This window comes from Lacipirellulaceae bacterium, assembly GCA_040218535.1.
In the GTDB taxonomy this organism is placed as follows: domain Bacteria; phylum Planctomycetota; class Planctomycetia; order Pirellulales; family Lacipirellulaceae; genus Adhaeretor.
Genome location: JAVJRG010000007.1, coordinates 17,211 through 30,308, shown reverse-complemented (window position 1 = coordinate 30,308; position 13,098 = coordinate 17,211). Strand labels below are relative to the sequence as shown.

The 13,098-nt window shown below is 52.4% G+C and carries 8 protein-coding genes and 2 pseudogenes; 7 read left to right on the top strand and 3 right to left on the bottom strand.

Going from position 1 to position 13,098, the window contains the following annotated elements:
* Positions 1-109 precede the first annotated feature (109 nt).
* The 6 genes from RIB44_09315 (at position 110) to RIB44_09290 (ending at position 8,023) form a co-directional block, all read left to right on the top strand.
* Positions 110-811, top strand: a complete 702-nt coding sequence (locus RIB44_09315) for a PEP-CTERM sorting domain-containing protein (protein ID MEQ8616778.1) — start codon at positions 110-112, stop codon at positions 809-811.
* Between the two features lie 165 nt (positions 812-976).
* Entirely contained in the window at positions 977-2,476 is a 1,500-nt protein-coding gene (locus RIB44_09310) for a PEP-CTERM sorting domain-containing protein (GenBank protein MEQ8616777.1), read from the top strand.
* 236 nt (positions 2,477-2,712) lie between these two features.
* Positions 2,713-3,837 carry a DUF1559 domain-containing protein gene (locus tag RIB44_09305; GenBank protein ID MEQ8616776.1) on the top strand — a complete coding sequence of 375 codons (1,125 nt, stop codon included), beginning with the start codon at positions 2,713-2,715 and terminating at the stop codon, positions 3,835-3,837.
* Between the two features lie 60 nt (positions 3,838-3,897).
* Entirely contained in the window at positions 3,898-4,419 is a 522-nt protein-coding gene (locus tag RIB44_09300; protein MEQ8616775.1) for a hypothetical protein, read from the top strand.
* 233 nt (positions 4,420-4,652) lie between these two features.
* Positions 4,653-6,527 carry a right-handed parallel beta-helix repeat-containing protein gene (locus RIB44_09295; GenBank protein ID MEQ8616774.1) on the top strand — a complete coding sequence of 625 codons (1,875 nt, stop codon included), beginning with the start codon at positions 4,653-4,655 and terminating at the stop codon, positions 6,525-6,527.
* Between the two features lie 143 nt (positions 6,528-6,670).
* Positions 6,671-8,023 carry a sulfatase gene (locus tag RIB44_09290; GenBank protein MEQ8616773.1) on the top strand — a complete coding sequence of 451 codons (1,353 nt, stop codon included), beginning with the start codon at positions 6,671-6,673 and terminating at the stop codon, positions 8,021-8,023.
* Between the two features lie 312 nt (positions 8,024-8,335).
* On the opposite strand, the gene RIB44_09285 is transcribed toward RIB44_09290, so the two are convergent.
* From RIB44_09285 to RIB44_09275, 3 genes and pseudogenes are all read right to left on the bottom strand, one after another.
* On the bottom strand, positions 8,336-9,364 hold the full coding sequence (locus RIB44_09285; protein MEQ8616772.1) for an IS3 family transposase: 1,029 nt from the start codon (positions 9,362-9,364) through the stop codon (positions 8,336-8,338).
* A 5-nt stretch (positions 9,365-9,369) separates the two neighbouring features.
* Positions 9,370-9,549: pseudogene (locus RIB44_09280) on the bottom strand (transposase).
* A 93-nt stretch (positions 9,550-9,642) separates the two neighbouring features.
* Positions 9,643-9,980 (bottom strand): annotated as a pseudogene (locus tag RIB44_09275) (transposase).
* Positions 9,981-11,793: 1,813 nt separating this feature from the next.
* Between RIB44_09275 and RIB44_09270 the strand changes: the two are divergent.
* Positions 11,794-12,429 (top strand): hypothetical protein, encoded by a 636-nt coding sequence (locus tag RIB44_09270; protein ID MEQ8616771.1) that lies wholly within the window; start codon positions 11,794-11,796, stop codon positions 12,427-12,429.
* The last annotated feature ends 669 nt before the right edge of the window (positions 12,430-13,098 follow it).

Here is a 13,098-nt window from a genome sequence, read left to right as displayed (position 1 = left end):
TGTTGCTATGCGTCAGGTGATGTCCAGCTAGTCGGGGCAGACGTTCAGCTTGCGAGTTGAGCAGATTAGCCGAGATTCTTTTGTTTTTTCTTTTTGGGAGGAGTTTCTAATGATTCAGAAGTTTTTTGCTGCCACATGTGTTGCAGCGCTGATTAGTGTCTCTGGCGCATCAGCCGCAACTGTTGTGGTGATTGATGCTCCAAACGGCGATGAGCTTAACGCCCGTTTTGGGCTCGATGATTCCATGGTAGGTGTCACGGACCCCACGGGTGGTACTAGCACCAATATTACGGGCGACCCACTCGCCTCATTCTCTGATCTCTATGGTCCGAACTTTATCGACTTATCGAGCTTTGGTCTAGCACCGGGCGATACACTCAACGCCGTCGGCAAGTTCCTTTCAACGGCCAACCCTGGGGTAACTGCAGCTCGCTTGCAATTTCGCTTTTATAACGACGCAAACAACGATGGCAACTTGCAATTCGGCGGTGGCAGTGAGTTTGCCAATCGGGTCGAAGCCTTCGGACCTTTTGCTGACATGAATAACGCAACGAGCTTTCAGGATTTGGATTTTAGCGTTGTGATTCCTGCGGTTGATATGACTGGCGCGCCGATTACTCACTTTGAATTTGCTTTTCAGCTTCCCCAAGCGGGTGAAGACGGCGATCAGGGTAATAACTCAGTCGTTGCCGCAGCGAATGTTTTCGTCAAAGACGTCAGTGTCACCGGCGTAACCATCCCCGAACCCTCAAGCCTAGCTTTATTCGGCCTCGGCACGCTTGCTTTGGGCGTGTGTCAACGCCGTAAGTAGTCTGTAGAGACTTCCCTCACACTGTCGGTGGGTCAAGCTCCCTCAGTTGGCCCGCCGACAGGTGCAGGGAGAAGGATATATACGGCAAAAGTTCGCTGGTGATAGGCAGTCGGATTGCCAACTACTGGCAGTTATTCTCCATTAAAACTCAGTTAGAGGCTTCTGATGACTTTTCGAGCGTCGTTTCATGCATTCACTGCGGTTGCGTTGTGCTTGCTTACTACCTCTGGATCATACGGCCAAATCAATACGATTGCGGATTTCGATTTTGACAACACTCCAACAGGTGGCTTTGGGTTTTCAGGACCCGACAACCCAGGGGGGAACCCACTAAACGTTAGCTACGATAATAACGCGTTCGGTAACGGTGGATTTGTTGGACGCGTTCGCATCAACGAAACCAATGCGACTCTTCTTGCCGATGCTGCTTTCGCTGGTGGTGGATTGACGGGATTTGATTTTGCCCTCGATGGGCAATTCGTAAGTGGTTCAATTGCTCAAGAAAACATTGACCGAGTGAACCTTAGCTTCGACATCGCTACGTTAGGTGGTGCGACACTCAACGGTGTACGTTTGCAGCCCAATGGTATGGGTAGTGGCGCCTTCCCGCTTGACTTAGGGCTGGGAGCACTTGATACCGCGGGGGCTTTTCAGTCCTTCAACATTCCACTTTCTACTCTCGACGCGTCGGATTTTATTACGGGCCTCAATTCACTAGGCACAACCGGATTCACCTTTCAAGCGAACATCAATAAGGCTGGTGTTGACCCTAATGAAACCTTTGTCTCAGGTCACGGCTTCTCGCTCGACAACATCTTGCTGACGGCAGAAGCCGACCCTACAGCACCGCTGGTACGGATCGATGCTGCAGCCTTTGCTCAGGGTGGTAACTTCAGCAGTTTGGCAGAGATGATCAGTCCTGCCACGGGGCCTAGGATCATAGCTGATACGGTCAACAACGTCATCCTCTTACGCGACCCCCTGCCTGTAAGTGAAGACTCGAATCAAACCGAGGGTGGCGTCTGGGTTAAGCAATTTGGAGGCGGTGAAGTCTTCGAGATCCCAGGAGGAGGCCAAGCTCAGTTCGAGATGGACGTACGCTTACTGCCGCTGGATGACCCCGTTAATCAGACACGAGCGACCGAAATTGATTTCCGCATCAATGTAGACCCTGATGACGATGGCGACTTCGATTTCGCGCAGTTCCGTGCCGATATTAGCGGACTTGAAGAGGGAGCGACTGAGTTTGTTACGATCAGCGTGCCGTTTTCCCCTGAGAATTACTCATTCGGCGATTTCGGAAACGCAGGCGATCAGTCGGTTATCGACGCATTTGGCGGCATGGACCCCATCAAGGCTCAGCAATTTGGTCTCACAACATTCAATGCTGGCGTCCATCAATTGGAAATTCAGGAATGGCGAATCGCACCGGTTAATGCTACGGCTGGCGACTTTGATGGCGACGGAGATGTCGATGGCGGAGATTTCCTGGAGTGGCAGCGTACTAACGGAACCCCGGAGGGCTTGACTGACTTTCTGGATAACTATGGTAATAATGCCAACCCATCAGTCGCATCCGCGGGGGCAGTTCCAGAGCCCTCAACAGCACTCCTGCTGCTTGGGAGTCTCTCTGCGATGCTTTCTGTACTACGTCGACGTGCATAATTGTTAGAAGAACGTGCACCCGGCGATTCGTCTGCGGATGGCACGCCGGGTGCAAGCCTTCAATGCGAACCTTTCAATTAGACGTCAAGTTGGCTGGAATGATTTAACAATTCGCTTGTCCTCCTGGGGGCAGGCAAGAGGGTTGACCCTTAGCTAGGAAGAGGCAGTGGCGTGCACAGGGAACGCTTCACTGGCGATCGACACGGTCCATGCCAAAGAAGGAGCAACGGAACACGATGAAAAAACAGAAATGTCTCAATCCGCGTCACAGGCAACATGGCACCCTAGGGTTCACACTTGTCGAGCTGCTCGTGGTGATAGCGATCATCGGAGTTCTCGTCGGGCTCCTGTTACCTGCAGTTCAAGCAGCACGTGAAGCGGCTCGACGAACACAATGTCAGAATAACTTGAAACAAATTGGCTTAGCGTGCCTCAATCAAGAGTCCGCGCTGGGACATTATCCGACGGCCGGCTATAACGGCGGTGGGGTTTTCGGGGCGGGTCACATGAAGGCCGTCACGCCTGATGAAAACCTGGGCTGGTCATTCCAGATACTCAACTACGCGGAGCAGGGGAACCTCACCCAGCTTCGCGAGGCTGAAGGGATGGTAGGTTCGTCGGCTTTCCGTTTCCAAAGGGTTCCGCTTTTCAACTGTCCGTCCCGTGGTGACCGCTCCTACGTTTTTTTGCCGACAGGTGATGGCCCCTACCCCGTTGGAGACTATTGCGGCATCGTTGCATCCCCCACGTTTCATGCTAAACTACGGGACTCGAGCCTTCCGGCGGCTTGGAACTGGGATGCTGGCATGCAACACAGCAAACCGTTTGAAGAGGTTCAAGAGTTGCAATTGTGTACAGGTGTCATCAAGCAAGCAGGCCATTTCCGCGGCAACGCGAGCGATTACGAGAGCAATCCCTCAGCTCGCCCGTTAATGTTGCACCGGTACTCAAAAGTAGATAGCAGTGCCATCGAGGACGGCACTTCAAATGTTCTGATGATCGCTGAGAAATCGATCGCCGCTGAGCGTTACACATTCGGCGACAACCCTCCCTCTGATGGAAACTGGTGGGATGCGGAAAGCTACTTTGATGGCTGCGATTGGGACATCATGCGACCCGTCACTCCGATTGACTTTCAGCAAGGTGGGCAAGCCGTTATTTCTGACGGCACCGCAGTCAACCAGCGATTCCAACAATCGGGAAGTTATGCCGGCGATCGAGGACTCGGTTCCGCTCATTCGGGTGGCATGCTTGCGGTCTATGCCGATGGGTCCGTTCGATTCGTCAATGATGACGTCGACGGGTTGACGCTTGCGATCCTTGGTCGTCGTTCGACTGGTCGCGTCGCGCCTGAGCTCTAGGCAGAGTTTATCAGCGAATCATCTACATGATTCCCATTTCACGCTAATCGATTTTGTTCTATGGATTCCTACCCACTCAGTCCCAGAACCTTCGCACGAATCTTTAACTGTGCGTTAGTTATCGTGTTCACTTGCCTCGGCTGCGGTGGACCTGATTTCAGCAAGCAGGTGGCTGAGCTCAACAAGAACAACGTTCAGAGGCTTGCGAACTGTTATTTGCTTTTTCAGCATCGCAATGGCAATTTCGACGGCCCGAGTGACAAGGCTGAATTCATTGAGTTACTCGCGCAAGAAAGGGTTGCGAAGAACCTTAAACAAATGGGAATCGATCGAAGCAACCTGGAATCATTGTTCATATCCGAACGCGACCAAGCAGAAATCAAGGTGCGATATGGGTTACGAGGCGGACAAATGGGCCCTTACCACCCGGTGACATTCGAAACCGAGGGGCTCGACGGAGTCCGCTTGGTGGGATTCACTTCCAGCGAGGTGAAGGAAATCCGTGACGACGCTCAGTATGAAGCACTATTGGCGGGAAAAGTGAAACCAGAGCAGGCAGAAACCGAACTTGCCCCAGATTAACGATGACGCTGACATGAAAACAGATTTCGCATTCTAGTTGACTCTGAATGCTGCCATGCTTCGTCTACCAAGTGTGCGGCGTGTGCAGCAATCGCAATGACGCCATGACGATGTGCGGAACCATCGTTTTCGGCTAAACAGAACATGAGGAGAGGCCTTTGTTTGCGCAAACAGCTACCAAAAAGTTAGCTCACTGCCTGATTACAGCATTCGTTGTCAGCCGAATAGCTGGCATGGCTAACGCGGCTGACTTTGTCATCACTGACTTCGGTGCCACCAGTGGCGGCGGAGATGATCGCACTGCCATTCAGACGGCCATCTTTGCAGCCTCACCAGGGGACCGTGTTATTATTCCCGAGGGCACGTTCCACCTCAGCGGTCCTGTGTTCCCGACAACGGGAATTACAATCAGTGGCCTCGGTCGCGATCTCTCAACGCTTGAGTACATGGGAAGTTCGACAACTTCGGAAGTGATTCGTATCGATGGCTCGTCGCGAAACAATGTGACTTTGGAGAATTTCACTGTCGACGGGACGGGTACCCAAAGCAACGGAACGAGTCCAGCACGGGCCATGAATGGCATCCTTCTCCAAAACACTTCGGGACATGTCATTCGCAACATGCGAGTACGCGATATTACTCAGGTACAAACGGATTTCTCGGGAGGATCGAACTCGGGCATCCGTTTCGCCAGCGGTGTTTCCAATTCACTGATCGAGGGGAATGAGATACGCAACATTGGCGTCGATGCTATCCGTGGTACGGCCATTCGGGGAAACAATTCCCCGAGCAACAAGGTAGTCAACAATCTGATCCAAGACGTCGGTCGGACCGGTATCCATTTCGCTCATTCATCCAACATGGTTGTCCAACGTAACACGGTCATTGATTCGGGACTTTACGACGGCCCTACGAGTGTTCAATGGGCAGGCGATGGCCTCAGCATTGAACTATTTGGTGGCAGCAGCAACTCGGTCGTTGAAGACAACCAAGTCGATCGCTGGATTAGTATGGCGAGCGCGAGTAAGACAGCAGTTCGTCGCAACAAGATTATTACGCCAGCTTATCGAACTGAAATTGAAACCGCTGGGCTCGAACTAGCGAGTGGAGATGACAACATTTTTACTGATAACTTCGTCGGGCCTGGTGCGAGGATGAGTCTTCTGGTCGTCGCCAACAATAACGAGACCGTAGAACGCGTCTTCCTGGGACGTAATACCTTCTCTGAGGGTAGTGGTCGCAACGCACAAATCCATGCGAATGCGGGAACGCCCGTGCATCGCCTCTACTTCTACGACAACAAATTTATCAACTCCCAAGCGACATCCGACGACCCCTCATTCACCTATGCGGGGGTTCGTCTGCTAAGCGGCGGACCAGGATTAGACGAGGGCGTACGCGAGATTGTTTTTGAAGCGAATGAAGTCTCAGGTAATAACGGTCATGCCTTCCGAATCGGTGGCAGCAATCACAGCGAACTCGTCTTCTACGAGAATGTTGTCACTCAAAATACCGGCGACGCCTTCCACGGCACAAAAGTTTTTCCTTCGGTTCATTTTGACTCGAACAACACGGTTGAAAACAACGGCGGTTCAGAGGCTACACCAACTGACACTGGCTTCGACAACACGGCCCCGCTGGCGATGATTCTCAGCGATTCAATCGTGTCAGTCGGAAGTCCAATCGATTTCGGCATGGCTTACTCGGACGATAACAGCACAATGCCCGATGATATTCTCTGGGACTTCGATGAAGGTGTGCCCGTCCTCGACCTGGCGCCAACGCAAAACTTCGAGAGAGCGGGGATGCATCAAGTCACGCTTGTAGTCTGGGACAACGATGGCCGTGCTGCACGTCATACAGTCGAGGTAGACGTTCTCGCCGACTTTGACCAAGACACAGATGTCGATGGACAAGATTTTCTTGCCTGGCAACGTGACGACTCACCACTGCAAAGCAATCTTCACGAGTGGAAGAGTGACTACGGTTCTTCGCTCCCGATTGGTCAACTTACAGGCGTACCGGAGCCACAGACACTCGTGATGCTCGTCGCATTTATCACCATCTGCAGAATCAAGCGTTCCCGCTGGCATGGTCAAGTCACTTAGAATTAACTTTTCCTCAATGAGCAATTGTCTACGTGAATAAACTCATAAAGCCGTCGTGTATACGTCGTTTCATCATTCTTTTTTCTGCAGCTTTTCTCGCGCCTGTCAGTAGCTCACAAGCAGAGCAACAGCCCAATGTCTTGATGATTTGGGTCGACGATCTGCGCCCCGAAATTGCCGCCTACGGCGTCGAAGCGATGCACACGCCAGGACTCGACCGGTTGGCCGAACGTTCCGTACGGTTTGACCGTGCCTATTGCAACATCTCCGTCTGCGGTGCGTCACGCGCGTCGGTCATGACAGGGCTGCGTTGCACGCCAACACGGTTCATCGACTACGACACTTGGGCCGAACGCGATGCCCCTGAGGCCGTCACCCTTAATGAACATTTCTTGAAGAATGGCTATCACACGGCGTTCTATGGAAAAGTCTTTCACTTCCCGGAAGACTCTGCCAACGGGTGGACCGAGGGCAAGTCTTTTTATGAGTGGCCCGGTTACACCGAGCCTGAAAGCAAGGCTATTTATGAAGTACGCCAAGCAAGCGGCGATTGGAAAAACAACGGTCCTGCTTGGGAATTGGCAAACGTCGCCGACAATGAATTAGCCGATGGAAAAATTGCCGAGGCGGCTTGCCAATCAATCGAGCGACTCTCCAAGGGTTCAAAGCCTTTCTTCCTCGCTACTGGTTTTTTCAAACCGCATCTCCCATTTGTCGCTCCCGAAGAATATTGGCAGCACTACCAAGCTCGCGACATGAGGTTGCCTGATAACTTCATACGAACTTGTGATGCGCCTGAGTTCGCTTTTTCGAACTGGGGGGAACTTCGCAGCTACGCGGGCATGCCAGAAACCGGCTCGGTATCTCCCGAAGTCGCCAAGCAACTTATCGCTGCCTATCGGGCTTGCGTAAGCTTCACGGACGCACAAATCGCGAAACTACTAGATACCCTAGAAGCGAGCGGAGAGGCGGAAAACACAATTATCGTGCTGTTAGGCGACCATGGTTGGAATTTGGGCGAGCACGGGATGTGGTGTAAGCATTGTTGCTTTGAGACCTCGATGAGAACCCCGTTGATGATCTCCGCGCCCACGCTAGCAGGTTTCAAGCCGGGCCAGGCAACCCAATCCATTACCGAATTTACGGACATTTTTCCCACGCTGTGCGAGCTCAGTGGACTAGATACACCCACCGAATTGGTTGGGCAAAGTGCAGTTGGTTTGTTAAAGGATACGAGCAAAAGTCATCGTGAAGCGGCAATCGGTCGATTTAAGATTGGCGATACCATTCGCACAAATCGTTATCGCTACACGCTCTTCCGTGACGACAATGGCAAAGGTCAAGTCATTGGTGAGATGTTGTTCGATCAACAAGAGGATCCTGCTGAGAACAACAATCTCGCCAAAGAGCCCAACATGAAGCAAGTAATCTCCGACTTACGGACGCAGCTCGAGGCTAGTTTCAGTAAAGCGAACGTGGCGAAAAACGCACCTTGAGTAATATTGGGGTTTGCTGATTATTCTCTTACTTTCGTGAAACTAAAAGCTTTTTCCAATAATCCATCAGCCGCCGGGCGTTAGCACACGGTTGCCGTGAAAACCGGATGATATCGTGTTGCGGCTGATATCCTGAAACCGCTTCTAGATATTTTTTGGGGTCTTAGGACGCTGAGGGCGTAGCGAAATAAACTTCGTTCTATGAAACATCGGGTAAACAGGTACTACAAGAGTTTACCAATCAGTGCCGCTAAATTCAGTGAATTGGTTCGGGCTTTTTCTTCAGATTCAACAACTACTGATAAGGCACATCTAACAGGACTTTGGACACGCCGCACCTACGATATTTACTTGAAGTTGCGTCATCGCATTACAGAGCATTGTGAGCGTCAGGCTCCCTTTCGAGAATAGTGGTAGTGACCAGCATGGAAAATCTGTACCATCCGTTATGAAGGTCGGGGGCTGGGTCACGTCGCTGCAGTTCTTGAGTGAGGCCGTAGGCCGAACGGAAGAACTGCAGCGAGCCGCGAACTCTGAGGGGGCAACGTACCCCAGCGAGCTGTGCGGTCGATATTGGTTGTAATCCTCTCTCCAAGCCGTCGTCAGCTTCCTCGCGGCGGCCAGGCTCTCGAACTCCTCAAGGGCCAAAAACTCGTCGCGGAACCGACTGTGAAAACTCTCGGCGTAGCCGTTCTCCCAAGGGCTGCCGGGCTCGATGTACCATGCTTCGATCTCTAGCTGCTTCAGCCATCGCTGGATGGCCTTCGCCACGAACTCGGGTCCATTGTCGCTGCGAATGTGCCACGGCACGCCTCGCATGGCAAACAGATCGGCCAACGTGTCAATGACATCCTCACTGGTGATGCTCCGGTCGCACTTCAGCGCTAAGTTCTCTCGCGTGCACTCGTCGACGATCGAAAGCCACTTCAGTTGGCTTCCGCCAGTGGTCTGATCAAATACGAAGTCCCACGCCCACACGTGGTCTTTGTGTTCTGCCCGACGCCGATGACAACCGTTCTCACTGCTGCACAAACGCCTCCGTTTTCGCTTCTTCTGAGGCACTTTCAGCCCCTCCTGTTTCCAGAGCCGAAGGATCCGCGAGTCGCTCGCCCGCAAGCCTTCGGCACGCAACAGTGCCGCGATGCGGCGATAGCCAAAGCGAGGCCTGCCGCGCACCAACTCCAACATGCGCCTGACCAAGTTCGCTTCATCGCTGCGTGGACGCGCCTCGCAACGCTGACAACTACGTGGCTGATCGAGGACTCGATAGGCCCTGCGTTCGGACAGGTCAAGTTGCGATTGCAACTTGCACACGGCCTCACGCTTCCGAGCAGGGCTCACCAGTTTCCCTCCGCGATAAACTTGAGTGCTTTGATGTCCAGTTGCTGGTCGGCCACGATCTCCTTCAATCGCTTGTTCTCGTCTTCCAACTTCTTCAGGCGAACCGCTTCCTCAGCCTTCATCCCGCCGTACTGCTTGCGCCAGCGATCGAGTGTCGATTCGCTTACTTCCAAGGCCTGCAGTACGGCTGCCAAGTCGCGAATTCGAATTCTCAGTGCTGCCCGATCCTCTCGAGTGCTCTGGTAACGCTGCGTGCTACGCGAATGGCCGAGCACACAACATGCTCGACGCTCGCTTACCTGGTATCCAACTTGCAGCTTTTTCACCAGGACTCGGCGACGATCGGGCTTTAGAGCTTTCCCGAGACGACATCCTGCAGCATCTTCTTATCCAAGCTGAGATCTGCAACTAGCTGCTTCAGCTTGCGGTTCTCTTCTTCTAGTTGCTTCAACCGACGAAGCTCAGCAACACCGAGTCCGTCGAACTTCTTCTTCCACCGATAGAAGGTCTGTTCCGAAATCCCCATCTTACGGACGATATCCGCAACCGACGTTCCCGCTTCATGCTGCCGAAGAGCAAACGCAATCTGCTCTTCCGTGTAACGCTTCCGTTTCATGGCTCAAGGTCCTCCTTCGAAAATGCAAGATACTAAAACATCTCACATTCCGCATGGACCAGGAAATGGGGGGAAGGTCAAAGACGGAGGAGACTCGAGAACTAATCCATCCCCGGTATAACCGAGCATCGAGAATCATGCTAGAAATCCCAAACGACAATGCCCAATCGTTATCGTTTGAACTTAAATCTCGCTGAATCTCGTGCCAGGTTCGGCTCTTGTCGCGATGGTTACTTGCCTATTTCTTACTCTGTCAATCACTCCCCAGTGGTTCGTGTAGAATCGGGACCGGCCTCGATGAGTTCTGCTGATTTGCGTCGAAGATCAAAATCTCCGCTGGAATCGTCGAAAATCCGATCGCCACTCCAATGGGTGGGATCAGTTTTCGCCGGTAAGGGTTATTGAATCGTGGGCCTGTCTGACAGTGAATGCTTGCCGACGTTGTTCACTTCGTTGAGGATTTGTGTGAGGTCCACATCAGTGACAAGGAATTGGAATCGTAGGAATGTTCCTTAGTCCTGCCCTGAGTTTCGCCTCTTTGATGCGGCAACTAGACCTATTGCAGTTCGATTAGTGTCTTCCAGCTAGCGGTTGGACCAGTTTCAGCAGCTAAGCTTATTGCGTTAGACGCAGCGGTCTGCTCACGGCGACGACACCTCCGCAGCTAAGCCGGGAGGAGCCGAGTACAGCAGTGGCTACCTCGGTGATCATCCTCACGGCCGCCCAACTGGCCGGTCAAGCGAAAACGTTTCCCTCACCCCGCAGACTGCCTCTGAAGGAACTCGCGTTACGGATGTGCTGGTATTGAATTCTGATCCGGAACGCAAGACTCGAAAGAACAGTGTTTCAGGCTGGTTCGAGAAAGCCTTAGCCAACAAGTAGGCGACACAGCATCGGTTAACGCCCAGATGCCGTGAAGGACGTCCTGCCAGCCGGATACACTAGAGTCCGCATCACGCTGTTGAGGCCACGAATCGTCCAGCTTCTTAATCTTACCGGTGCGCTTTTCGCGGCGCCACCGTCCTGCTTGCATCTCTCTTCGATAATTTGGGGGTCGCTCCTTGCTGATAATCGGTCTAGCTAAATTCTAAAATGTTGAAAACGAGCCTGGAAATGAATAAGATTGTCCGCAAATCGAAAGCGACGAATTAGCTGGCTGAGGGATGCCTCGCCGCGCGGTCCAAAAGTTCTTATTACCCGAAGCTGCGACCATAATCTCGGAGACACAGCGCTGTCCTGATGCAAAATGGGGTGTGTCAGGTCCCACGGCGAAAAGACCGGCAAGCCAAAGCAGTAATCACAACTGCCAATGAAGGCTTGGGGGCCTGAGTTACCATAGTCGGCTGCTACCGTTTGGGACACCAAGTTGGGTAGACCTCCCGTTTAGATCATAAAGGCTGAAACTGCGACCAAGGTATAGCGATGGTCCTCGGAAGAGCACCGTAGCAAAACCTTCTTTACGCTGTCATGCCTTAAGCCACTAGCTTTCAATGACTTATATCGAATCACGCTATTTCGGCAAGCCTCTGCATACTAGCTCGGGGTGCCAAAAAGCACCGATGATGTCCCGGAAGATAAAAGTATTTGCCGATCATGTATCCCTAAATTGAATGCCAGTTCGTGGCATAAATATACGCTGAGGCGCTTAGCTTTGACATCGTTTATTACATCGACCATCGTACGCAACGTCATGTTTTTTCTCCAGAGAAATGCGCTTGGATTATCTGCATTTGAAATGGGCGAGGGTTTACGGATAAATTGAGAGAGATCGAATTACTACCATTTAACTTCGACTTGAGCCTGAGTAATTATCATGATTAGATCGGAAGGAACCGATAGCAATTCTCCAACATTGCTGACAACAGATGGCAGAGAGATTCCCCGCAAGGTCGGCGAGACGCTGGCCGAAACCTATTCGCGTTTAGGTGGCTCAGCAATAGCATGGCGAGTATGGGAACGACTCCTGTCGGAACATGAAAAACAGGTTTTTGGTAACGACTTTGATAGTACCTATCGTAGCCGTGGCGTTCTGGGCATGTGGGAATACGTTCGCGCCGGATCGTTAGAATCGGCCGTGATCGATATTGCCGAAGGTGTCGATCTCATATCTGCCAACCGGGCTGCTTGGCTCAGGCGAGAGATCGGAATTAGAGACTCTGGCAAGGCTAATGCCTCCCCAAAGCCAGTGTGGGATTCAGCGCGGGGTGAGCTTCGGCTGCGCGACGAAGTGATTCGGACGGTTAGGATAAACGAGAACCCTACTAACATTCAGCAAGTCCTGGATGCTTTTCAGGCACAATTCTGGCCAAAGAGTATCGAAAATCCGCTGACACTCGGCGTGGAGCAATTATACGAAACCTTGCGATCCCTGAACGGTAAGCTAAGCGGTCTTAAGTTTCACGCTGCAGGGGGTGGCCAGAAAATTTTTTGGGAACTGTCTGACTCGTAAGCATTGCTGACAAGGCTTTCCGCGTTGTTTATCTCTCATCGGCAAAGCAGTAGCCTAGCGGCTCGCCGCCACTCTATCATCCTGCCGCTTCTCGAATTCGATCTGCCTACCAATTCTCGACCTAGCTCTGATTGAATCGCTTGGTCGAGGATCCGCTTCCCGCTATCTCGCGTAATCAACACGCTTCTCGCTTGGAAGTTTTCCAAGAATCTGCCCAGCAGCTGCGTGCAAGCCACTTCACGTCTTGCTGCCCACTGAGTCTGAATTCCCAGTGAACTCCCAGTCAGCTCCTCGTGTGCGACCTTGCTGGATCTGCATGATTAAATCCAACCGAACTTAAGCAGCCTTTGCGGCGTGCTGAAACAGTGACATTGGATTGAGCAGATGCCAGGAAAAAGCGAAGGCAGAGAAGTTGACTCGGCTCAAGAGAAGCCCGCTCATGACCCTTCCAACGAGGAGGTCAACTGGTTGACGCCAGCGGGGTATGCAATCGCATCCAACCTATCAATAGCAACGGTCCGACGGCGTCTAGCAGACGGAAGTATCGCCATGTATCAACCGGGCGGCAAAGGGCATGCAATTCGGATCCCCAAGTCTGAGCTAGCCTGCTTTAGCCCAGCTACAAACCCCTGTAGCAGTAAGCGGTCAATACAACCGCAAACATCAGCC